We start from the raw sequence: 23,849 nt of genomic DNA, 5'->3' as shown, positions 1-23,849 counted from the left end.
ATATAGAGTACAGGGTCTTTTCTAACGAAACTTAAATACACAACGTTATCTGAATTTTCATGTTTTAGTACCATTTAAAATAAGCAAAATTTTTACTTGATTTATTATTTTGAAATTTCCCTTTAGTGTGTTATCCTTCCATTAAGTCGCGACTTACTATAAAATTTGGAGGTTGTTAATATCTTTAAAAAAATACTTATTATGGGAGTAGTAGCATCGTTTTTAGTCTCTGCGTTCGCTTTTAATGTCTCAGCAGCAGTTAGTCGGGTAATTGGAGTGACACCTTACGAAGCTCAAGAAATTGGTCTAAGCTTTGAAACTAGTGAAAGCATAACGAGAAGTGAGCTAGTTAATTTCCTTCACGAAATAGAATATGCAGAATCCTCTGAAGATGCATTAGACAATGTACGCTTTGGCATTGCTGCTGGAATAGTGACATATCCACTTTCCAATTTTGGAATTAGCATAGGAGCAAGTGGAGCTTCAGGGTTGCTATCTAGTTTTATAATTAGCAATGACCTAGGCTCAAGAGGTATTCAAACTGTATTAAATAGTTCTACGGCAGATAACTTTTTAATAAGTATTGAATATGAAAGAGGTAATAGGGGACAAGATTATTGGTATGAGGCATCAGATATAAGTGTAGTTCCCAACTGAGGATAACCCTAGAACAAGTTAATTTAATAGAAAATATACTCAAAAGACCGTTGAGAAAATCCCAACGGTCTTTATTATTCAGATAAAAGTTTACTAGCTCTTTTTATTATTAAATATAAATAACTCATATACAAAAATGTTAAAGACAACAAGTACACCTAGCGTTATAAAGCTACTAGTTTTGGGTAAATCAAAAATAAATACTATAATGATTAAAAAAAGTAGAACTGGAATTGCTTGCAAATAATTTTTCTTGCGCTTACTCATCTGGGTCAACCCCTTTGCCTTTCATAGATACTATCGGTAAATAGCGTTCTATTTGATATTAATAAATTCAAAGTTCCTATGAATAAATATTATATTACAGCAAGTCTATAAAATCAAAAAATTGAACATCAATCGAAGGTGGAATCCCTTTCTAAATCTTTGATTTAGTTTGGGGTTAACCTTCGCGTAGTACGGAAGTAATTTAATGACTAAACATTAAATCACAGAATGGAAAAGATCTATGACTCTGAGTCGCAGATAAGATGTAATGATAACAACCAATTTAATTTGGGAAAATTATTTGAAGGTCCATCAAGGAATGGCGAGTAATACTATACTCCTCACTGACTCCAAAAGATGCAAAATGCCTGGAAGGTATCTTATTGATAATCATTGTAACATACTGATAAGCCAGATGCCTTAATATTAATAGGGCACGTTCGGTTTGATAAAGGGGAAGCCATGGGAGTGGTTTCCCTACTTTATTTTTTGTTTTCCAGTAGAGTTGTAGTATTCTATCTACGAAGATATTTTACAAATAATTCAGTTTTTCTGCAGGGGGGGCTAGGGCTTAGCAATGTTTCATACAATTTGCTATTTAAAACAGGGAAACCCGAGGCAACAGCAAGCGTATAAGGCTATAAAACAATTGAACATGATGCAAGATCTAATTGATTATACACCAATACTTTGTGGAACGATTCCAATTGGAATAGATGTGAAAGATTCTGATTTGGATATTATTTTGGAAGTGAATGATTTTAGTGATTTTAAAACACGTATCATAAGATTGTATGGGGAGCATGAAGGATTTACAATAAAGCAAATACGGATACGAGATACTCCAGTAATCAAGACTAACTTTCATTATGGCGGGTTTGAATTTGAATTATTCGGTCAATCAAAAGCCGTTTATGAACAGTACGCCTACCTACATATGATCGTCGAACATCATCTATTGAAAGAAGTATCGAAGCTCCGGGAAAAGGTGATTCACCTTAAACAACAAGGGATTAAAACAGAACCAGCCTTTTGCGAAGTTCTAGGGATTAAAGGTGACCCTTATGAACGTCTGATTGAAATGGGAAGAGAAAAGGGGATAATCTAATGAGCGTTGTGATAAAAGAACTGCAAACACAGGAAGACATATTAGAAGCATATCCAGTTATGCGGGAGCTTCGTACACACCTCAGTGAACAATCTTATCTTGATTTGGTCAAGGAAGCACGAGAAAAGGATAGCTATAAAATTATCGCTTTGTATGATCAAGACGAGATTGTAGCGGTTGTTGGATTCAAGCCGATGATAACACTCTATTATGGTCGATTTGTTTGGGTTTGTGATTTAGTTACAAGTCAGACGAGGCGTTCCAAAGGGTATGGTGAAACGTTGCTTTCTTATGTGCATGAATGGGCTAAATCAAATAAATATGAATGTGTTGCGCTGTCATCAGGTCTCCAAAGAGAGGGTGCACATCGTTTTTATGAAAGTAAGATGAATTATAATAAGGTGAGCTATGTGTTTAAAATGGATTTAGAATAAGTGTTTTAAGGGATATGCGCTTACTAAAATCAAAGAAAGTAGAAAGGAAAGTATTCTTTTGAAAACAAAAGAAGAATTAATTGACACACTAGAACGGTTTATACCATGGGTAAAAACGTTGCTAGCATACGATTCTGATGTACTATTTCATCCTACAACAGAAGGGAAGTGGTCTGTTGCTGAAATTATTGCACATCTAGCATTCTGGGACAAATACATTGCTGAGGAAACGATTCCAAAAATGAAACCCAATGCAAGGATTGAAAGCGTTGAATTTCAAGTATTGAATGATCAGGCTTCCGAATATGCATTATCTGGTGTTTCTTTCAATACACTCATTGAAGAGCTAATCGAAAACAGGATAGCATTGGTTTCTAGTTTGAAGGAAAAGACCGATGAAGTATTCTTTGCGAAATTTGTATTAAATCGGGAAGAAATTGATCCGTACTCGGGTTACCCCCATACGTTATATAACTATGTGTGTGGTTTTATCTGGCATGATCAGCATCATAAACGACAGATCGAATCGTTTCTTCGCAAACGTTAAAGTAGTTTTCAAAACTTAGCTTTCTGCATATCTCTCAAACCCGAGAATTTGCGAACGAAAGCAATCTTTCATTCCATGGATTAGTAATGATAATTGGTCACTGTATATTCTCAAAAGCTAAATTGACAAAGCAAGTTAGGTTGCTTTTTTACAAACCTAACTTGCTTCTTTATTAAGAGATGATTAATTCCTTTTTGTATTCTGTAACCATACTAACAAATAGCTCCAGGAAACGTGTATCCCCAGTTAGTTCGGGATGGAAGGAGCTGACAAGTAAGTGCTCTTGTCTTGCAGCAACAATATGCTCGTTATATGTAGCTAAAATTTCCACATGAGTTACTGCGCTCTCCACATAAGGAGCTCGAATAAAGACTGCTGTAAATGGGTCAGCAATACCTTTAACATCGAGCTTCGCTTCAAAGCTGTCGCGCTGCCTGCCGAAAGCATTCCGTTTTACGCAAATATCCATTAATCCAAGATGTGAATCCTCTGAACCTGAAAGCTCTTTGGCGAGCAGTACCATTCCAGCACAAGTACCGAAAATCGGTTTTTTGCTCTTTGCAAATTTCTTTATTGGATCAGTGAATCCATAACGATGAATAAGTCTGCTTATTGTTGTGCTTTCTCCGCCTGGTAAGATTAAACCATCAATTTCCTGAAGTTGTTCGGGTTGCTTAATTGTTATTCCTTCTAATCCTAAAGCGGTAATTTGCTTGATATGCTCTTCAACCGCACCCTGTAATCCTAAGACGCCGATTTTCATGACTTTCATCCTTTCTTAAGAAGCTTACCTTTCTTGCATTCTCTCTTCAGCAGCAAGTGTAGCAATATCGATTCCTTTCATTGCACTTCCAAGCTCTTGGGAAAGCTTACCAATTAGGTCATAATCATTGTAATAGGTCGTTGCTTGTACAATGGCATTTGCGAACTTCTCTGGGTTTTCTGATTTGAAGACCCCGGATCCTACGAATACGCCATCTGCACCTAATTCCATCATTAAAGCAGCATCAGCTGGTGTAGCAACCCCACCGGCAGCAAAATTAACAACTGGTAACTTTCCTGCTTCCTTAATTTGTTTTAATATTTCATAAGGGGCACCAAGGATTTTTGCCTCCGTCATAAGCTCATCATCGTTCATTAAGGTTACTTTGCGGACCTGTGCATTTACTTGACGCATATGACGAACTGCTTCAACGATATTCCCTGTTCCAGGTTCACCTTTTGTACGAAGCATGGCAGCACCTTCCCCAATTCTGCGTGCAGCTTCCCCTAAATCACGGCAGCCACAGACAAATGGTACTGTATATGCGCTTTTCAGCAGGTGGAATTCTTCATCCGCAGGCGTTAATACTTCACTTTCATCAATATAATCTACTCCCATTGCTTCTAAAACACGAGCTTCTACAATATGCCCGATACGTGCTTTCGCCATGACAGGAATCGATACAGCATTCATTACTTCTTCAACGATGCGAGGATCAGCCATTCGAGCAACTCCACCAGCAGCACGAATATCGGATGGTACTCTTTCTAATGCCATAACAGCAACCGCACCTGTAGCCTCTGCAATTTTCGCTTGTTCCGCATTAACAACATCCATAATGACGCCGCCTTTTTGCATTTGCGCCATCCCTCGTTTTACCGTTCCAGTGCCTAATAATTTTTCCATTTTTACCACTCACTTTCTGTGTTGTTTTTTTCAGAATTTAGTTTATTATAAAAAGTATGTGGCTGTATTGAAAGTGTCAGTTTTTATAAAAATGATAGGGTCAGAAAAAAGGAGTGCTAAAAATTATGGATATGCTGTCCTGCCATTTAAACCGAACGAGTGATGTCCCTTTATATGAACAATTATATATATTTATCAAAACAGAAATTATAGATGGGCGTCTGGAATATGGAAGCAAGCTGCCTTCAAAACGGAAGCTTGCTGAGTTTCTAAAGGTTAGTCAAAATACAGTTGAAACCGCCTATGAGCAATTAGTGGCTGAAGGGTATGTGGATGGTATACCGAGGAAGGGATATTTTGTATTGGCGTATGCCGACTTAGAATATGTGCATCAGGCAGAAGCTTCAGCAGAGGATGAAAAAGAAGAGGAAACTGTGATTTATAATTTTCACCCAAGCTGGGTGGATACGGAAAATTTTCCATTTTCCAAGTGGAGGAAGTATGCAAAAAACTCCATGGATATGCAAAACCATTCCTTGCTTCTGTTAGGTGATTCCCAGGGGGAATTTGAGCTCCGCCGGGAAATTGCGCACTATTTATATCATGCCCGAGGTGTAAAATGTGCTCCCGAAGAGATTTTTATCGGTGCAGGGAGCGAATTTTTATTGCAACAGCTTGTCCTATTATTTAAGCACCAGACAGTCTATGGTGTGGAAGACCCTGGTTATCATGTGATTTCTCGAATATTAAGCAACTATCCAAATGAAGTACATCCACTTGAAGTTGATGATGAAGGAGTGGACGTGAGCACAATCGAAAATAAACAAATGAATGTTGTCTATGTAACGCCATCGCATCATTTTCCATATGGATCTGTATTGTCTGTGAATCGCAGAGTTAAGCTTTTAAATTGGGCAGCAGCTGCAGTAGATCGTTATATTATTGAGGACGACTATGATAGTGAATTTCGTTACAGCGGGAAATCAATCCCTTCGTTACAGGGGATGGACCAGGCGGGAAGAGTAATCTATTTAGGGAGCTTTTCCAAATCGCTCATCCCCTCACTTCGTATTAGCTATATGGTGCTCCCTAAGCTGTTGCTGCAAAAATACAAAAACAAGCTATCATTTTATCATTGTTCCGTTTCAAGGATTGATCAGCATATCTTAACACAATTTATGAAAAACGGAGATTTTGAAAAGCATTTAAATCGCATGCGAAAAATTTATCGCAGGAAATTAGAGAAGACATTAGAGATGTTAAAGCCTTACCAAGAGAAGCTGCAAGTAATTGGAGAACATTCAGGACTTCATATCGTTCTTGCTGTGAAAAATGGGATGGATGAAAAAGAGCTTATCCATCGAGCAACAGAAGCAGATTTGAAAGTGTATGGCTTATCCTCTTATTCGATGGAAAAACGTTATCGTGGTGATCCAAAAATAATTCTTGGCTTTGCAGGAATACCTGAAGAGGAGTTGCCAAAAGCTATCGAGTTGCTGTTAGTTAGCTGGGGTTTTTTCTCAAACTCTATAGATGTAGGTTAATACCAAGCATTGCACTAACTCCTTTATATAGGTACAAAAGGATGGTTAATTAGGACTTCGTAAGTCTATTAAAAGGTGACAATAGACCTTCATTTTGCTATACTAATTCTTGTCGTCTTTGGCAGGTAGTAAAATTTTCCTCAACTGTCAAATGTTCGATTAAGCTTATAATGTCAGGAGTTTTGGAATTGGAAGAAAAATATTATGTAAAATTAAATCGAGCAAAAAAAATAATAGATTGTATGGTTAGTGGGACATTTGTACCAGAAGATGCGCAAAGCTTTGTAGATGATTATCATAAAGCTGTAAACTCGATTAACCCAGCAGAATACACGCTTGAATTCGATTGTACGTCGATGCAAGTTGTTTCGGCAGATATGGTTCCCCATTTAGAAGCATGCTTCGGTTTATACAAAGAATCTGGATTTAACAAGGTAATTTTCAAGGTGCAGGATAATGTAGTTTTAAAAATGCAATTTAACAGACTTGCTAGAAACACAGGGTTAACAAACGTAGAAGTTACGTCAGACTAAAACTGAATGAAACGAGAAGAAGAACAAGGTTTCGTTAAAAATCTTGTTCTTTTAGATTGAGCAATTATCATGAATCAGATATAGAAGAAGGGGTTTTACATCTTATGAATATCAGAATAAAGGAAGTAGGAATTTATCATCCACAAACATCAGTGAATAATGAATTTTACCTCGATCATTTCCAAAAGCAAGGCAAAGATATCAGACGATTTGTCCAACATATGGGAAGAAAAGATCGCTATATCATTAAAAACAATGATGAGAATGCACTTACGATGGCGATTGAGGCAAGTAAAACGGTACTGGAAAAAGCGGGAATGTCAGGAAAAGATATTGATATGCTTGTCTTCTCTACACAAACACCAGAATATACATTTCCAACGAATGCATTATTTCTGCACAATGCCATTGAAGGAGATGAGCACACGATTGTACTGGACTCGAATGCAAACTGTGCAGGAATGACAGCAGCGGTTGAACAGGCATCACGTTATATGAAAGCAAATCCAAACGTAAAAACTGCCCTCATTGTAGGTTCAGATTATAACTCACTTCTCTGTGATCCAGAAGATGAAATTACATATTCTAACTATGGTGATGCTGCTGCGGCGGTAATTTTAGAGACAACAGAAGAAGATACAGGCTTCATCGACTCAGTTTATGCAGTAGATTCGAAAAGCAGAAATAATATTGTTTATCCTGAACAGGGATTGTCGAATACACTACGAGGGGTGGCTCAAGGCAAATATATTAAATGGATTCCTTTTGATGGAAGTGAAAGTATGAAACATGTTGAGGAATCCTTCGAAACAATCTTTGAAAGAAATAACCTAACGAAAGCGGATATCGGAATATATTGCCTCTCGCAATTTTCGCTTGCAACAATTCTAGAGATTCAAGAAAAATTCAATATTCATGATGATCAGATTGTTTACGTAGGAGATCAATTTGGTTACACAGGCACTAGTAGTCCATTTATTGTTCTGCATGAAGGCGTTAAATCCGGCAAAATTAAACGCGGAGATTATTTATTATTCTGGACCATTGGTGCAGGATACCAGATTGTAACGATGGTATTTAAATATTAAATCGCAAAAAAACCGGCATCCTTATAAGTGGATGCCGGCTTTTTATTAAAGTTTATTTTCCTTGACCAACAGCTGGCTTTTTCCATAAGCCAAGCAATACAGCTGATACAACAGTACCAATGGCAAGGGAAAGCAGGAAGAATAAAGGATTCTCTGCTAAAGGAATTACGAAAATTCCTCCATGTGGTGCTGGGATAGCACTATTCCAGAATTGCGTTAAACCACCAGCGATTGCTGCTCCTAGAACCGAGGATCCGATTACGCGTAATGGATCTGCAGCAGCGAATGGAATCGCACCTTCCGTAATAAAGGAAATTCCCATCACATAGTTCGTCACACCTGATTTGCGTTCATTTTCATTAAACTTGTTTTTAAAAAATGTTGAAGCAAGCGCAATGGCAAGTGGTGGCACCATTCCTCCAGCCATAACTGCTGCCATCAGGCTGCCATCTCCAGTGTCCGTGAAAATACCAATCGAAAATGCATACGCAGCTTTGTTAAATGGGCCACCCATATCGATAGCCATCATGCCACCAAGTAATGCTCCAAGAATAACTGCATTTCCTGTTCCAAGGTTTTGTAAAAATTCAACCATCACATGGTTAAGACCGGCAAAAATTGGGCCAAACACAAAATACATAAGAAGGCCAGTGAAAAATAGACCTAAAACAGGGTAAAGCAAGATTGGCTTTAAACCATCCAATGCTCGTGGTAAGCCGCGTAAACCTCTTTTTAAAAGTACAACGATATATCCAGCTAAGAAACCAGCAACTAAGCCACCAATAAACCCAGCTTCACTTTGAACAGCAATTAATCCACCAACCATACCTGGCATTAATCCAGGGCGATCTGCGATACTCATTGCGATAAATCCAGCGAATATTGGGATTAAGAAGTTGAATGCATTGCCACCAACTTCATTCAGGAAAAGAAAAATTTCACTATCACTGCCTAAAATACTTTCAAATAGGAAGGAAATCGCTAATAGAATACCACCACCAATAACAAATGGCAGCATATGTGATATCCCATTCATTAAATCTTTATACACAGTGTTTAGTATAGATGATTTTTGCTTTTCTTCGTTATCAGAACTGACAGCAGACTCTTGTGCATGATAAACAGCTGCATCATGATTCACTGCTTTGGTAATCAGTTCTTCTGTTTTCTTAATACCGTCTGCTACCGGTCTTTCCAATACACGCTTGCCATTGAACCGAGCCATTTCTACTTTCTTGCTTGCTGCTACAATAACGGCATCTGCACGTGCGATCTCTTCATCGGTTAAACGGTTTTTCGCTCCATCCGAGCCATTTGTTTCTACACGAATGTCGACATTCATTTCAGCTGCTTTTTTCTTTAAAGCATCTTCAGCCATATACGTATGAGCGATTCCAGTCGGGCAGGCGGTAACAGCAACAATAAATGGTTTAGTTGAATCGGTATCAACCATTGTATCCGCTGGGGATTCAGTATCATCTTCTTCAGACTGATTGAACAGCTGATGAACTTCATCAGGTGAGTTTGCTTGTTTGAGCTGCCCGACAAAATCTGGGTCAATTAATAATTTGGAAAGTGATGCAAGTGTTTGCAGGTGAGTATCATTGGCACCTTCTGGAACAGCAATCATAAAAAATAAATATGCAGGCTGACCATCTAGCGACTCATATTCAACACCTTTTGTACTCTTGGCAAAAAGCACTGCAGGTTCATTTACTGCTTTTGTTTTAGCATGTGGCATTGCAATGCCATCACCAAGACCTGTAGAGGATTGTGCTTCACGGTTTAATATAGCCTCTTTAAATTCCTCTGCATCCTGGACAACGCCATTTTTATGGAGGCTACGAATCATTTCGTCAATTGCTGCCTCCTTGGTTGCTGCCTGCAAGTCCATAATCATAATATCTTTTCTTAATAATTCGGTTGTTTTCAAGGTTATCATCCTTTATTTAAATTTTTACACAGGGGAAATTTTTACTTGATCAACTAAAGCGAGAATATCGTTTCGCTTCGCTAGATCATCAGAAAAGGCTGTTGCGCTGCCAGAAGCTATCCCCATCTTAAATGCTCGCTCTGCATCCTTTGTTTTGATATATTCACCAACAAATCCAGCAATCATGGAGTCACCTGCTCCTACAGAGTTCTTAACAACTCCTTTTGGACTTGTTCCTTTATAGATGACTTCTTTTGTGAAAAGAAATGCGCCATCACCAGCCATGGAGACGATTGCGTGCTGTGCTCCAAGCTCGAGTAATTTCTTGCCATATTGCAGGATAGTTTCTTTCGTGTTTATCTTAGTTCCGAATAGCTCTTCCAATTCCTCGAGGTTCGGTTTAACGAGTAAAGGATTATAAGGCAATGCAGCCTTTAAGTCTTCACCAGTAGTATCGATAATAAATGCAGCATTGGATTTCGTAATCACATCAATTAATGTATGGTAGTAATTATCTGGGAGAGAAGGTGGCTTGCTTCCCGATAAAATAACACTATCTTCACTGGAAATATTACCGATTTGTTTTAAGAGAGCATCGGCTTCTTCAGTGGAGATGGCAGGTCCTTGCCCATTAATTTCGGTTTCAAGCTCTGATTTTAGCTTAATATTAATTCTCGTATCATTTTGAATTTGGATGAAATCTGCAGAAATATTGTCCTTTTGTAACCAATTGGAAATAAAATCTCCGGTAAATCCCCCTAAGAAACCAAGTGCGGTTGAATGTACATCAAGTTCTTGTAAAATTCGAGATACATTAATACCTTTGCCTCCAGGGAGTTTTAGATCGTTTGTCATTTTATTCAATTTTCCAAGGTCCATATTCTTCACTTGTACGATATAGTCAATGGATGGATTTAAGGTAATTGTGTAAATCATTGATTCGCCTCCCAAATTGTTGTTTTCGCTTTATAGGGTCTAAGGTCCTCATGACAGGAATCCGTAATCAACGTAACTTCTTCGATCCCGCATACGTTTACGAAGTGAACTTTATCCCATTTTGTATAATCTGCTAAGACATAAGCTGTCGCAGAATGCTGATGGGCAATTGTTTTTAATGCCGCTTCTTCTGGGTCGGGGGTTGTACAGCCGAATGTTGCATCGATTCCATTCATTCCTAGAAAGGATTTATTGAATTGGTATTTTTGCAGTTCATTTTGACTTGGAGTACCAACAATAGCTTTTGTTGATGGCTTTACTTTACCACCTATTAAAATGGTGTTGATTTCTTTATCTGTAAGTAAGGATGCATGTACGATTCCGTTTGTTACTACAGTAATATTCCACTTATTTATGAATTCAATCATTGCTAATGTTGTTGTTCCGGCATCTAAATAAATCACGTCATTATCTTCAATAAAAGAAGCTGCTAATTTTGCAATGGCTATTTTTTCTTGATTGTTTTTGATGGATTTTTCCTGAATTGACTGTTCGCTATCCAATTGATAGATACGCTTTGCTCCTCCATGGATACGTGTTAATTCTCCAGCTTCCTCCAAATGTTGCAGATCTCTTCTTATTGTAGACTCTGAACTGTTAAGTGCATTCATTAAATCTTGCGTTTTAACAATGTTCGCCTGTTTTAATTCATTTAATATGAATGTATGTCGTTCCTCAGTTAACATATACACCCTCCTAATCAGTATAATAACATCAAAAACAGTCAAAAACAATCAAGTTGATAGCGTTGTCACAAAAACGACTTATTGTTTAAATGTTCATAATAAAATTACTTTTGACTCTAAGTAAAAATCGTAATATGATAGTAACAATTTATTACGAGTGAAAAGAGATTATTATGGGAAATAAAAGGCAGCAAATTTATTTGACTAACCTATAGACTGACATTCGTTAAAAAGAATTTGTTTGGTAGGGTTTGGACACTTCGTGAAGACATTCTATCTGCAATGAAGACAATGCATTCGCTAAAATGTCGGAATTGTCCATCATTTTACATTGAATAAAATATAAGGGGATATACATCATGAAACAATCAACGAAGAAATATATCATTGATCGAATGTACAAGGCTTCTATCGGGCTTGCAAACGCCGTGTTGGTAACACTCGGAATTGGTTTGTTGGTTGAAGCTTTTGGAACCATTACTGGTTGGGCAGGATTTACAACAATTGGTACAGCTGCTCAGCTAATGCTTGCCCCAGCTATCGGAGCTGGAATTGCATATCAGTTAGGTGGAAATACATTAGTTATCTTTAGTGCAATGGCAAGTAGTACGGTTGGCGCGAATGCTCTGCAGCTTGCCGCTGACGGTGGATGGGTCCTGACAACTGGACAGCCTGTAAGTGCCGTTTTGGCAGCAGTTATCGCAACATGGGCTGGTAGAAGAGTAACTGGAAAGACGAAGTTGGATATGCTCGCTATTCCATTTACTGCAATCATGATTGGGGGCGTGTCAGGTGTATTCCTAGCATGGGTCACAACTCCTGTCCTTGTATGGTTAAGTGAAAAGATTGCTACTTCTGTGGGAGGATCACCATTGGTTGGTTCGATCGTTATTGCCCTTATATGGAGTGTATTTCTTATGTCGCCAGCTTCTTCAGCAGCTATCGCGATTGCACTCCAGCTTGATCCTGTTTCTAGTGCTGCTGCATTAATCGGCTGTACGGCACAATTTGCTGGTTTTACTGCAATGTCGTTTAGACAAAATGAACTTGGAGCAAATATTGCACAGTCATTCCTTACACCTAAGGTACAGGTACCCAATATCGTGAAGAATCCACGATTAGTAATTGGCCCATTTCTTTCATCAATTATTTGTGCACCAATCGCTATTATTCTATTTGATTTCCAAGTTCCATATCAGCTTGCTGGACTCGGGTTAAATTCCTTTATCGCTCCGCTAAATATTATAGCGAATCAAGGACTAGGAACATTAATAATGTATCTTGTAGTAGGTGTCTTCCTACCGATTATTATCTCTATTTCGGTCTATCATGCATTGAAAGTAATTGGTTGGGCAAAAACTGGTGATTTGCGAATGGAAGTACAATAAGATAGAAGAAAGCCACATATTGTATACAAAAAAAGCGTGATCAGTTTCGCTACGTGCGAATCGATCACGCTTTTTATAATTGGCAGGAAACTATAAAGTTTGCATGCATTTGATAACTTAGATACCGGAGCAGCCACGTCCAAGAAGCGCTACAGCTGTAGTCAGACTTCACTCCACCGTAATTCGCTTGCCGGACGCTTGCGACTATGTTTTATTATGGATTGGATGATTCTATTTCAAACTGTGTTGTCACACGCTCTAAAGATTTAGACAATCCAGATATTGTTAACCCCACCTCATGTGTACGTTGCATTTGTTCGTATTGCTGTTCACTTTTTACGCGCATTTCTTCAGCGCTAGCTAACGTTTCTTGAGAAACAGAAGCAAATTCATCTGCCGCATATTCTAAAGCAGGAATTTCATTTTTTAAGCTTTCTAGCTCTGCGTTCATATCCTGAAGTTTTGTCCCAACCTTTGCGATTTCCTTCATAAGATTATCCAATGATAACTTTGCATCGTTTGCTGTCGTAATATTTAAACCTATCTTATTTAACATTTGTTCAAATTCTTCAGTAGCATTGGAGGTAATATTCCCCATATTGCTAATAGATTGAGTGATTTTAGCAGCAGTTGCGGAAGATTGCTCTGCAAGTTTACCAACTTCATTGGCGACAACGGAAAAACCTTTACCAGATTCTCCAGCACGAGCAGCTTCAATCGTTGCATTAAGTGCTAATAGTTTTGTTTGTTCTGCAATTCCTTGAATTAATCCTACTGAATTTGAAATGGACATCGAGTATTCATTTACTTGCTGAATTGTTTTGGTTAAATGCTCAAAGTCATTTTCGAAAGCTTGTGTTGTATTGATTAATCGTGATATATGTTTTTCGCCAGTAATTGCTGTATTCCCCATACGTTTGGAATTGCTAAATACAATAGCCATATTCGTGATGATATCCTCTGTTTTGTTTTTCATCGTAATAAAGCTTGCTACACTGCTTTCTGAGCTGTTCGCAGTTTGTTCTGCACCTAATTTCACAACATTAATAGACTCGGTTAAATCATGGCTGTATTGTAGTGCGTCATCAGAGGAATGCTCTAGTGTCTTTCCTGTACGCGACAATTCAACTGCAGTTTTCTTTAACTCATTAAACATGGTCGTCATCTGGTTAATCATGGAATCATAGCTTCTATGTAATGATACAAATTCTGGTATTGTTGTTTTCATTGCTACCGAATTCTGAAGGTTTCCATTACGAACTTCCCGCATTGTGTCTCGCAGAACAGAAAGCGGCTTGGTTAAGGTACGAACAAAAAGGATAATCAATATAGTAGAAAGAATAATACTTGTAGCGGTAATTAAAATAGATACAAATCCCATACTATTAACAGGTGCCATAAATGATTGTGTCGGCACAAGTAATACATAGGTGCCGTTAATTTCGTCCATTTGTTGGAAAGTTATTGTGTACGTTTCGCCATCAATTACGCGCTGAAGCTGCCCATCCTGCGATTCTGTAATGGTTTGAACCAAAGAATCAGGAATATTTGGCAGTGAATCCGCACTGACTGGAAAAGGTGTTACACTATTATCAGCAATATAAAAGAAATCCGATTCCATCCCATCGGTTTCTAATTGGCTCTGCTGCGTACGAATGTTAGAATTCAATTGCTGCATAAAATAATCTTCATCACTCACGTAGAGAAAGTGGAGATTTTCTGCTATGTAACCAATTAATTGAGCTTCGCGAACTAATCGATCTTCAATCGTAGTTATTGTCATTTGCTTCGCTTGTATGTATGAAGTAACTCCAACCGCAGTGACGGATAAAAAGATTAAAGATAAAAACAATATACTCAATCTAGCATGTAAATTTGTTTTAGTAAGTAAGAGATGGTAAAACCGTTTCACAAAATTGATGCCTCCTTAATTTCCGTAAAGATAAACAGGTCTTTCGGACTGCTACTATTTCAGTATAACAATCTATTGTTAAGTTACTGTAAAGTGAATGTAAAGGATTATTTTCCTTTCTCCATCAAGGGATTGAATAGGATTGATATTATTTCCACCACAATTGTTTGACAAGTGAGGTATAATAGAGGGTGGTAGACGTAAATTTGAGGAGGATAAAAATGACTACTATTAATAAAGGCGAAAATAAATTTTATGTAGGAGACAATATAAAAGAACCACTTGCAGAAATTACGTTTGTGCAAATTGGAGATTCGAAAATTGTAATTGATCATACATATGTTTCAGATGAATTACGTGGTCAAGGTATTGCTGGAAAATTAGTAGAGCAGGTCGTTTTGTTTGCCCGTGAAAAAAACAGAAAGATAACACCGTTATGTCCTTATGCGAAAAATAAAATCGAAAATACTCCAGAATTTCGAGATGTATTAGGCGCGTAATTTCATGTACCTAACAATCGAGGAAACCGCGGAATATATAGCAATGAACCCCTCAAGTGTTACAGCGCTGGTTATGCAAGGACGTATACGTGCAATTCATGATGGGGAGCAGTATTTAATTAATAAAGAACAGTTTACAACACATTTTGAACAAGTAGAAAAGTATAAAAAAATGATTCAAGAATATCTAAATGAACCAATACCAGAAGATATAGATGTGAAAGATGAAGATTAAAAAAATGGCAAATTTCAATTAGTGTTAAGTATATGCTAGACTTTATTGAAGGAAAGTGTAGCATATACTTAACACTTTTTTGGCAGTCTGCATATTTCTTTCTGCATAAGTGCAACTTAGGCATTCGCTAAAGGCTCTGAGAATGCTAAGTTCTCTAATATAACTGCTATTCAACTATAGAGGAGTTTATCATATGGCTAGTAAATATCATTCAAAAAATAAACAGCAACCAAAGTCACTTCAATTTAAAGTAGAAGAGGCAAGTGAATTATTACCTTTTTTAATAAAGGTCATGTCAAATCGTAGTCGCAATTCCGTTAAATCAATACTTGCCCGTGGTCAGGTAACGGTTGATGATCATATTGAAACGAAGTACAATTATGCCTTGCATCCTGGACAAAAAGTTACGATTTTAAAAAATAAAGCTGCGATTAAGCAGAATGTATTAATAGGCATGTCTATCTTGTATGAGGATGATGCCGTTATTGTTATCAATAAGGAAGCAGGACTGCTTGCGATTGCAACAGAAAAGGAAAAAAAGCAAACAGCTTACCACCAACTGATGGAATATGTAAGACAGGAAGACCCAGATAATCGAATATTTGTTGTGCACCGTTTAGACAAAGGTACATCCGGCGTAATGCTGTTTGCCAAGCAAAAAGAAGTAAAACAAACCTTACAAAATAATTGGAAACGGGTGGTTAAGGAACGTACGTATGTTGCGTTAGTTGAAGGAGAAGTAACGAAGCAGGACGGCTATATTTCATCCTGGCTTAAGGAAAGTAAGGCGCATAGAGTCTATTCTAGTCCTATTAAAAATGATGGGCAGCTTGCAATAACGCGTTATAAAGTAATGCAATCCAATGAGGATTTTTCATTGCTTGAAGTAAAATTAGAGACTGGCCGTAAAAATCAAATACGTGTCCATATGGAGGATCTTGGACATCCGATTGTTGGCGATAAAAAATACGGGTCTAAACATAATGTGATTGGAAGATTAGGTCTCCATGCGAAAGTATTATCATTTCAACATCCAACTACTGGACAATTACTGCTGTTCCAAGCAGATGTGCCAAAATCATTTTTGAAGAAGTCGAAGTAAAAGAACAAAAGTGGAAGCGTCCGGTAAGCGACGTACGGACTGCGCCCCGTACTTTGGGGTGGTTCGACTTGTCGGACATTCTTACGCAGGAGATTCACTCCAAAGTATAAGATGAACTATGACTTTCGCCGTTATGGGCGAAAAGTCAAGTTCATCTAAAAGGAAACATGCCCCTGTAAGGGGTATGCCGATGTTAGGCTTTAGCCTGATTTTAGTCGGCCATCCTTTTACTTGGAGTCGATGTTGACTTTCACCACAAGGGTATAAGTGCGACTAACCCTCTGGCGCAGCCAATCGGCAAGTCTTCTTTTCGTACGGAGGTGAGGGAAGTCTCGCTACAGCTTTAGCGTTGGAGCTGGACGTGGCTGTTTTCGGTAACTAGTTACCCAAAGTATTCAAATTTTATAGTTACGCTAAGCAATGGGAAAGGGAGTAGAGCAAAATGCTCTCCTCCCTTTCTACAATGGCGCTTTTTTGAGCATTCTACCTCTTCTTCCCACAGTAGTTTCCGCGTGTTTTAGAGAATTCATAATTGCTTCTTCTGTTGCTTCAATAACGCCTTGGAACAGCTGACCCATTGCTGGATGGTCATCTCGAATAAAGGAGATTGATCCAATAGTATGATCTGAGTTGTGTTCAAATGTTGCTGCGGTAGAAAAAGCAATGGCGATGTCGCCGCTCCCGTGGTCTATGGTACTTCCTGTGCGACCTAGTCCAACTGCAGAACGACTGGCTAGTCGTTTTAACTGTCGATCATAAAGTGGTGCATCTGTGGCAATTATAATCATAATCGAACCATCAGGAGTGTCCAGACTGGCTTTATTCCAATTGGCAAATAGTGCTTGCTCCCGTTTGCCAAAATTACTTAATACCAGACATCCGACGGTATAATTTTCCTTGCCTGCTGAAATGATACGAGAAGCGGTGCCGATTCCGCCTTTATATTCAAAGCATGCCATACCTTTTCCAGCGCCAACAGCACCTTCTTGGACAGGTTCTGTGCTCGCCTTTTTAATTGCCTGAATCGCGTGTTCTGGTTTTACTGCTTGAAGCCGAATGGAATTCAAGTAGCCATCATTACATTCGCCGACAACAAGGTTAATGGTCCCTGTACTTACACCAATGTCCTCATTCTCTTCAAGCATGTATTGTAAAGTTCCTTGCATAACAGAACCAACACTAAGGGTATTTGTTAGCATGATGGGTGACTCTAATAATCCAAGCTCATCAAGCTGTACGAGACCAGTTGTTTTTCCAAAACCATTTATTACTGCGTTTGCAGCATGTGTTTTTTTCTTGAATAAATTGCCTGAATGAGGAAGAATAGCGGTTACCCCAGTACATATCGTATCGTGATCATCGATTTTCTCATAGAGTGTGACATGTCCGACCTTCACATCGCCTACATCTGTAATACAATTGTATTTTCCCTTTTGCAGTACCATAAATTCTCTCCTTCTGTAGAACACGTTTCTTATTACACTACATGTATTATATATCAAATGGGTGAAAATTATCGATAAGCATGCATGGATATTGGCTAACGAGGGAAACTAAGATGATTACTTATGGGTGGTGATAACAGGATGAAACGAATCGTTTCAGCACTACTGTTTATCGGAGTTTTCTTTTCAACTATAGGATTGGTTGCAGCAGAGGATATTGGTACTGAAGTTGGTCAGAAGGCGCCTGACTTTAAATTGATTACAAGTGATGGTGAGACTGTTCAGCTATCTGACTTTAAGGGAAAGCGCGTATTACTTAATTTCTGGGCGTCTTGGTGTCCGCCATGTCGAGAAGAGATGCCTGATTTGGAACGATTCTACCAAGACAAAGATGCTGTGGTGCTTGCGGTTAATTTAACAAACATGGAAATGAATAAAAAGACGGTAAATGAGTTTATTGAAACATATGGTCTAACCTTTCCGGTATTAATGGATGAGGAAGGGCAAGTATCCAGGTTATACAGAATAAGCCCAATCCCTACAACCTATATGATTGATACAAAAGGAATTATTGGGCAACGCGTGTATGGGCCTTTGAATTATGAACAAATGATAACTGAATACGAAAAAATGAATTGAGGAAATCGGCACTAAGCCCGATTTCCTTTCCTGTTTTATAACATAAATAATGAGGAGCTTGGTAAGGAATAGAGCAGTCTGTTTTTATAAATGGAAAATTAAGCGCCAGTACGCTAAACTATTACATAGACTAGTAAAGAAAGTCGGGGGAGATTATCATAAAACTATTACTTGGACAGCTCGTCATGATTGGAGCGATATGGATCGGAATGGCCACCTTTTTTTCAGAAATGAATGAAGGAGCTAAACTTATTTTTTATTTAGTGACATCATGGCTTTTATTTTTAATCGTTATAATTGTAAAAGCTTGGATAAAGCAGTTGATACGGAAAAGAAAATGACGATAACATGAAAACGCGAACTATAATTGAAAAGCGTGAGGAAGGTTAAACAATGCTTATTATTGAAAATTTACATAAATCTTATGGTGATAAAGTTCTTTTTAATGACATCAGCTGTACAATTACTGACAAAGAGCGAATTGGACTGATTGGTGTAAATGGAACAGGGAAATCAAGCTTTTTGAAAGTGATTGCTGGAATAGAATCACCCGAAAAAGGAAATTTGAAACATGCAAAAGATTACCGAATTGAGTATTTGGCACAGGATCCAATTCTTGATCCTAACCTAACTGTTATTGACCAGATTTATTACGGCGGGTCGACGATTATGAAGTTGATGCGGGCATATGAAGCTGCATTACTCAAGCTGCAGGAGGATGCTGAGAATAGCACCTATCAACAGGAGTTGCTAAAACTCCAGCAGAAGATGGATGAAGCGGAAGCATGGGAAGCGAACACTGCAGCTAAAACAATATTAACGAAGCTTGGGATAACAGATTTTGGCAAAAAAGTCACCGAGCTTTCGGGTGGACAACAAAAGCGTGTTGCTATCGCAAAGGCGCTTATTCAGCCAGCTGACTTACTGATACTAGATGAGCCAACCAACCATTTGGATAATGAAACGGTAGAATGGCTCGAAAAATACTTACAGTCCTATAAAGGATCTCTTCTCCTTGTGACACATGACCGTTATTTCCTAAATCGGGTAACGAATCGAATCTACGAGTTAGATAAAGGAAATTTGTATATATACGAAGGAAATTATGAAATATTTCTGGAAAAGAAAGCAGAGCGAGAAGCGCTTGAAGTTAGTAATGAGCAGAAACACCAGAATACATTACGTCGTGAATTAGAATGGCTAAAACGTGGAGCAAAAGCAAGATCAACAAAACAAAAAGCACGAATTGAACGCGCAGAAGAAATGAAAAAGGAAACATTTGATACGAAAAAAGACCATCTAGCGTTTCAAGTAGGTTCTACACGATTAGGTAAAAAGGTAATTGAGCTGAAATCCATTGGGAAGACCTATGATGGTAAAACGCTCTTGCGTGATTTCAGTTATCTCGTAATTCCAGGGGAGCGCCTCGGTATTATTGGTGCCAACGGCTCTGGAAAATCTACTTTGCTTAATATAATGGCGGATCGAGTCGAACCAGATGAAGGTGAAATTGAAATCGGTGAGACGGTAAAAATCGGCTACTATACGCAGGGTGATGAGGAACTAGATGGAAGTATGCGGATGATTGATTATATTAAAGAGGTTGCAGAAGTCATCCATACAAAGGACGGTCAAGTCATAACTGCTGAGCAAATGCTGGAACGCTTTTTATTTTCCCGTTCAGAACAATATAACTATATTCGGAAATTATCTGGCGGGGAAAAACGCAGGCTTTATTTATTGAAAGTGCTTATGACAGAGCCGAATGTACTCTTTTTGGATGAGCCGACAAATGATTTAGATACACAGACACTTAGTGTTCTGGAAGAATATTTGGATCATTTTCCTGGTGTCGTCATTACCGTATCCCATGATCGCTACTTTTTAGATCGTGTTACTGACCGTTTGCTTGTCTTTAAGGGACATGGAAGGACAGAACGCTTCCAAGGGAATTACAGTGCGTATTTAGAACAACGTCATTTCGATATAAGCACAGCGCAGAAGACTGAAAAAGCAATTGAAAAGCCGAAGAAGCAAAAGAAAAAACTTTCCTACAATGACCAGCGAGAATGGGAAAAAATTGAAGATCAAATAATGGAGTTAGAGGAAAAGGTTGAAGCATTGCAGCAGGCCATTATCGATGCCGGAAGTGACTCGGAAAAAATACAGAAATTATATGAGGACCAGCAAGAAACTGAGGCAGCACTGGAAAAGAAAATGGAACGCTGGGAGGAACTCTCCGTATTAATTGAGGAAATGGAGAATCAATAAAGTGCAACGTCATTCAGTGGGGTATTACTATCTGTTCATGCATGATAATTTCAAGTGACGTTATAAAAGTAAACAAAACAGGGTGTACCCGAAAAAATCGGGGCACCCTGTTTTCTATTGTAAGCCATCGATTTCAATAGCTTCGACAATGGCAGTACCGTTATCCAATTTATTTGCTTCTAGCTGAACATGATCCCCTTGTTGTAAAAAGACCGCTAAAGGAGCCTTAGTTGAGCTCAATGTGTAAATGGTTGTGTCATTTGTTAATAAAAATTGAATCAGTTGTCCAGTTGTTTGGGTTGTAATAACAACACGTTCAATCTCACCACTGACGCTTTCATGTCCTGCTGCTTCACCGGTAGATTCCACATTACTAGGATCCTGTGCAAGTGCAATTCGATAGGCACCTAGTGTCTGTTTTGCAGTATCACCGAAAACAACAAAATCGGAATCAGCGGCCTTAATGTAGGCATATTGTTTAAATAATCCATTCGGATCTAGTACATTGACTACCCAGGTTGGATTTCCGTCAATATTATACAAAATCGGCATGGAGCCTTTCCAGTTTTTCTCTGGGAATTCTTTATCAACGATTTCTCTTGCACCTTTACTATCCATGATTCCATTATTTTTTTCTCCATTGTAATACACTAATTCACCTGTACGAGCATTGATTAGTGTGTAGCCTAAAGCAGAATCAATATTCTCTTTAGGAGAGGACATATCTGTAAAATAATGCATGTTTCCTTGTTCATCAAAAATAGGTGTTACATTACTTTCCGTTCCAGATTCGTTTGGTATTTTTACATCCCGTTTTCCAAAAATAGAGTTCAGCCAGCCATGCACGTATTTTCCGAAATACTCATTTTGATCAGAAGCCATTTCAGAACTAATCGAACCATCGATAAAATCAGGTGCATCTTCTGTTGTATAAAGGGATACATCACTTGTTACCGGGTCAACAACTGCGACATGCAGCTTTGACATGTTTGGTTTATTTGTAAGGCCAATTGGTTTATACAACGTCTGTACATACCATGGTTTCCCTTCCTCATCTACCTCGATTTGTGCGCTGCCACTTTGAATATAAGCTGGATATTCCCCATAAATCGTTCGTTGGATATTATGTTGAAAGTAGCTGGAATTCGTATACTTCATTTTACTTTCAATAAATTTCGGTTGGGCATTGATATCTGTAGCAGATATGGTAAAATATCCTTCTGTTTCTTTACCGCGGAAATAACGCCAGAAACCACTAAATTCAACTGGAGCAATGAATACGATATCGTCATTTACCATTTGTACCTGTAATTTACCTAGATCATAAAACTGGGTATTTGGAACAACACTCATTGCTTTTTGAACCTTGTTACGTGCAGATTCTGGTGATACAACAATTGGTGTAGCATCTTTATCGAGTGGCTTTGCTTCTTCCATTTCTTCTTTTTTAATGGACTCATAGCTATTATCTAAAGCAGAAATGCCAAGGATAAAAAATGTCGGAACTGCGATGACTGCTAATACAATAATTCCAGATGAAACCACATCGATTGGACGACTTGCTTTTGTAAGTGGTTTGCTCATCGTCAATCCATATAAACCAAGTGTTCCAATGAAAGCGACAATTAAGTTTGCAATCGACATATTTGGAATGGTGATGGTAGGCATGAAAATATAGACGATGATTGCTGTAATAATGAAAAGACTAATAAACGTAAATCCAGCAGCTTTGATTGTCGTTTTCCGCTGTTGCTGATTTTTAAAAATAAAGTAAACAGCAATTATGATATAGAGAATAAAAGTAAGAATCGTAGTTGTTAATATTCCTGTCATGTTCACATCTCCTATGTTCGTTTCTAATTGGTTATACGAAATGGGAAGACGATTAGTTTCATAAAGTAAAAATAAAAGTGAAACTGACAAAATAAAGGTTTAAAAATGGACTGCATATGGGAAAATAATCACAGAGCTATATTATCGGGTACTGTTTAAAATAAGGTCCGTAGATGACATCATGTGAAATAAGGTGGAATGAAGATTCACTTTATGATAGAAACTAGTTATAATGGAAATAATGCTTTAATTAGGAGGGAACGGAATGAAGCTTTATCAAGTGAGGAAAGGCCAGTTTGTGTTTTATCAAAACGAGCTCCATAAAGTGTATTCAGTAAAGCCGATGTTTAAACAATCTGTACACTTGTATCGTTTGAAGGATATGAAACAAATTTTAACGAAGGCAAGTGAGATTGACTATTATAGACCGAAGCATAACGATACATTTATCTTTTATGGCAAACGTTACACGATTGATCAATATGCGAAGCCAGAGCCAGGCGACTATATTTTAATCGTTAAACCTGCACCAGACTTTTTAGATCATTATTCATTGAATGAAATCGAAAAAGTGGAAAGTGTTGAGAACGGGAATGTGAATACAACACGTGATAATGGTGTGAAACATAATGAATATGTTGTCATGGTTCCAGGTCGGCAGGATGCAAGTCAAGAAATCGCTTATTATGATAAAAATCTTGTACCTGAAGAACAACAGCTAAAAGATGAATCGATTAGCTACCTTGCTGAAAATGATGATACATTAAAGCCTGCTGTTGGAGATATATATGTTGATACTCGTAGTAATACGAAAGCTATGATTGTGGCGATGACAGAGGATGAGGTTATATTCGGACATGGTTTACGCGTCCATGTTGCAGAGTTATTGGATGAAACGAGCTTTGAACTTATTTACCAATTTGAAGATAATATTTGACGAATTGTAATATTAAGTGCAACACCTAAAAAATGTGGTTAAAATAAAACAACCCATAACAGCTTCGTGTAAAATGTAAGTAACCACACCAACACATACACGGAGGTCTGTTATGAGCTACCAAC

Annotated in this window: 22 protein-coding genes; 14 read left to right on the top strand and 8 right to left on the bottom strand. The window is 38.0% G+C overall.

Annotation, left to right across the window (positions count from 1 at the left end; genetic code table 11):
* The first annotated feature begins 201 nt into the window (after nucleotides 1-201).
* From D1B32_RS21705 to D1B32_RS21690, 4 genes are all read left to right on the top strand, one after another.
* Entirely contained in the window at nucleotides 202-657 is a 456-nt protein-coding gene (locus D1B32_RS21705; RefSeq protein WP_095313745.1) for a hypothetical protein, read from the top strand.
* 844 nt (nucleotides 658-1,501) lie between these two features.
* Nucleotides 1,502-2,032 (top strand): DUF4269 domain-containing protein, encoded by a 531-nt coding sequence (locus D1B32_RS21700; protein WP_095313744.1) that lies wholly within the window; start codon nucleotides 1,502-1,504, stop codon nucleotides 2,030-2,032.
* Nucleotides 2,032-2,466, top strand: coding sequence for a GNAT family N-acetyltransferase (locus D1B32_RS21695; protein WP_095313743.1), 435 nt, complete (start codon nucleotides 2,032-2,034; stop codon nucleotides 2,464-2,466). Before D1B32_RS21700 ends, D1B32_RS21695 begins: the two co-directional genes overlap by 1 nt.
* A gap of 58 nt (nucleotides 2,467-2,524) precedes the next feature.
* Nucleotides 2,525-3,013, top strand: a complete 489-nt coding sequence (locus D1B32_RS21690; RefSeq protein WP_095313740.1) for a DinB family protein — start codon at nucleotides 2,525-2,527, stop codon at nucleotides 3,011-3,013.
* Between the two features lie 172 nt (nucleotides 3,014-3,185).
* Here D1B32_RS21690 and pdxT read toward each other — a convergent pair whose 3' ends face one another.
* Together pdxT and pdxS are read right to left on the bottom strand one after the other, a co-directional pair.
* On the bottom strand, nucleotides 3,186-3,776 hold the full coding sequence (pdxT, locus tag D1B32_RS21685) for a pyridoxal 5'-phosphate synthase glutaminase subunit PdxT (protein WP_095313739.1): 591 nt from the start codon (nucleotides 3,774-3,776) through the stop codon (nucleotides 3,186-3,188).
* 24 nt (nucleotides 3,777-3,800) lie between these two features.
* Nucleotides 3,801-4,682 carry a pyridoxal 5'-phosphate synthase lyase subunit PdxS gene (pdxS, locus tag D1B32_RS21680; RefSeq protein ID WP_095313738.1) on the bottom strand — a complete coding sequence of 294 codons (882 nt, stop codon included), beginning with the start codon at nucleotides 4,680-4,682 and terminating at the stop codon, nucleotides 3,801-3,803.
* Nucleotides 4,683-4,807: 125 nt separating this feature from the next.
* Between pdxS and pdxR the strand changes: the two genes are divergently transcribed.
* The 3 genes from pdxR to D1B32_RS21665 all read left to right on the top strand — a co-directional run bounded on the left by pdxR (nucleotide 4,808) and on the right by D1B32_RS21665 (nucleotide 7,847).
* On the top strand, nucleotides 4,808-6,226 hold the full coding sequence (gene pdxR / locus D1B32_RS21675; RefSeq protein ID WP_095313736.1) for a MocR-like pyridoxine biosynthesis transcription factor PdxR: 1,419 nt from the start codon (nucleotides 4,808-4,810) through the stop codon (nucleotides 6,224-6,226).
* A 188-nt stretch (nucleotides 6,227-6,414) separates the two neighbouring features.
* Complete coding sequence (locus D1B32_RS21670; RefSeq protein ID WP_205127000.1) at nucleotides 6,415-6,759, top strand: hypothetical protein; 345 nt, start codon at nucleotides 6,415-6,417, stop codon at nucleotides 6,757-6,759.
* A gap of 104 nt (nucleotides 6,760-6,863) precedes the next feature.
* A complete protein-coding gene (locus tag D1B32_RS21665; protein ID WP_095313733.1) occupies nucleotides 6,864-7,847 on the top strand; it encodes a ketoacyl-ACP synthase III in 984 nt (327 codons plus the stop codon).
* 52 nt (nucleotides 7,848-7,899) lie between these two features.
* Here D1B32_RS21665 and D1B32_RS21660 read toward each other — a convergent pair whose 3' ends face one another.
* The 3 genes from D1B32_RS21660 to D1B32_RS21650 are packed head-to-tail and all read right to left on the bottom strand — an operon-like array spanning nucleotide 7,900 to nucleotide 11,462.
* Nucleotides 7,900-9,780, bottom strand: a complete 1,881-nt coding sequence (locus D1B32_RS21660; RefSeq protein ID WP_095313731.1) for a PTS fructose transporter subunit IIABC — start codon at nucleotides 9,778-9,780, stop codon at nucleotides 7,900-7,902.
* A gap of 24 nt (nucleotides 9,781-9,804) precedes the next feature.
* The gene (pfkB, locus tag D1B32_RS21655; protein WP_095313730.1) at nucleotides 9,805-10,716 is read right to left on the bottom strand and encodes a 1-phosphofructokinase; all 912 of its coding nucleotides are present in this window, start codon (nucleotides 10,714-10,716) and stop codon (nucleotides 9,805-9,807) included.
* A complete protein-coding gene (locus tag D1B32_RS21650; RefSeq protein ID WP_205126999.1) occupies nucleotides 10,713-11,462 on the bottom strand; it encodes a DeoR/GlpR family DNA-binding transcription regulator in 750 nt (249 codons plus the stop codon). The genes pfkB and D1B32_RS21650 overlap by 4 nt, the downstream gene beginning before the upstream one ends.
* Nucleotides 11,463-11,821: 359 nt before the next feature.
* Between D1B32_RS21650 and D1B32_RS21645 the strand changes: the two genes are divergently transcribed.
* The gene (locus D1B32_RS21645; protein ID WP_095313726.1) at nucleotides 11,822-12,850 is read left to right on the top strand and encodes a PTS sugar transporter subunit IIC; all 1,029 of its coding nucleotides are present in this window, start codon (nucleotides 11,822-11,824) and stop codon (nucleotides 12,848-12,850) included.
* Nucleotides 12,851-13,064: 214 nt separating this feature from the next.
* Here the strand turns inward: D1B32_RS21645 and D1B32_RS21640 are convergent, their stop codons facing one another.
* Nucleotides 13,065-14,762, bottom strand: coding sequence for a methyl-accepting chemotaxis protein (locus tag D1B32_RS21640; RefSeq protein WP_095313725.1), 1,698 nt, complete (start codon nucleotides 14,760-14,762; stop codon nucleotides 13,065-13,067).
* A 221-nt stretch (nucleotides 14,763-14,983) separates the two neighbouring features.
* On the opposite strand from D1B32_RS21640, the gene D1B32_RS21635 reads away from it, so the two are divergent.
* The 3 genes from D1B32_RS21635 to D1B32_RS21625 all read left to right on the top strand — a co-directional run bounded on the left by D1B32_RS21635 (nucleotide 14,984) and on the right by D1B32_RS21625 (nucleotide 16,599).
* A complete protein-coding gene (locus D1B32_RS21635; protein WP_095313722.1) occupies nucleotides 14,984-15,262 on the top strand; it encodes a GNAT family N-acetyltransferase in 279 nt (92 codons plus the stop codon).
* A gap of 4 nt (nucleotides 15,263-15,266) precedes the next feature.
* The gene (locus D1B32_RS21630) at nucleotides 15,267-15,497 is read left to right on the top strand and encodes an excisionase family DNA-binding protein (RefSeq protein ID WP_095313720.1); all 231 of its coding nucleotides are present in this window, start codon (nucleotides 15,267-15,269) and stop codon (nucleotides 15,495-15,497) included.
* Between the two features lie 193 nt (nucleotides 15,498-15,690).
* Nucleotides 15,691-16,599, top strand: a complete 909-nt coding sequence (locus D1B32_RS21625; protein ID WP_095313718.1) for an RluA family pseudouridine synthase — start codon at nucleotides 15,691-15,693, stop codon at nucleotides 16,597-16,599.
* A gap of 458 nt (nucleotides 16,600-17,057) precedes the next feature.
* Here D1B32_RS21625 and D1B32_RS21620 read toward each other — a convergent pair whose 3' ends face one another.
* Nucleotides 17,058-18,044: a DmpA family aminopeptidase gene (locus tag D1B32_RS21620; RefSeq protein ID WP_095313705.1), complete on the bottom strand. Its 987-nt coding sequence runs from the start codon at nucleotides 18,042-18,044 to the stop codon at nucleotides 17,058-17,060.
* Nucleotides 18,045-18,185: 141 nt separating this feature from the next.
* On the opposite strand from D1B32_RS21620, the gene D1B32_RS21615 reads away from it, so the two are divergent.
* Nucleotides 18,186-18,683, top strand: a complete 498-nt coding sequence (locus D1B32_RS21615; protein WP_095313716.1) for a peroxiredoxin family protein — start codon at nucleotides 18,186-18,188, stop codon at nucleotides 18,681-18,683.
* A gap of 393 nt (nucleotides 18,684-19,076) precedes the next feature.
* On the top strand, nucleotides 19,077-20,954 hold the full coding sequence (locus D1B32_RS21605; protein WP_095313701.1) for an ABC-F family ATP-binding cassette domain-containing protein: 1,878 nt from the start codon (nucleotides 19,077-19,079) through the stop codon (nucleotides 20,952-20,954).
* 114 nt (nucleotides 20,955-21,068) lie between these two features.
* On the opposite strand, the gene D1B32_RS21600 is transcribed toward D1B32_RS21605, so the two are convergent.
* Nucleotides 21,069-22,787, bottom strand: coding sequence for a DNA-binding protein (locus D1B32_RS21600; RefSeq protein ID WP_095313700.1), 1,719 nt, complete (start codon nucleotides 22,785-22,787; stop codon nucleotides 21,069-21,071).
* Nucleotides 22,788-23,052: 265 nt separating this feature from the next.
* Here D1B32_RS21600 and D1B32_RS21595 point away from each other — a divergent pair, with 265 nt between their 5' ends.
* Nucleotides 23,053-23,724: a hypothetical protein gene (locus D1B32_RS21595; RefSeq protein WP_095313698.1), complete on the top strand. Its 672-nt coding sequence runs from the start codon at nucleotides 23,053-23,055 to the stop codon at nucleotides 23,722-23,724.
* The last annotated feature ends 125 nt before the right edge of the window (nucleotides 23,725-23,849 follow it).

Source organism: Oceanobacillus profundus (genome assembly GCF_003515705.1).
Classification (GTDB): Bacteria; Bacillota; Bacilli; order Bacillales; family Amphibacillaceae; genus Oceanobacillus; species Oceanobacillus profundus.
The sequence above is the reverse complement of the archived record's forward strand: the minus strand, read 5'-3'. Positions and strand labels throughout refer to the sequence as shown.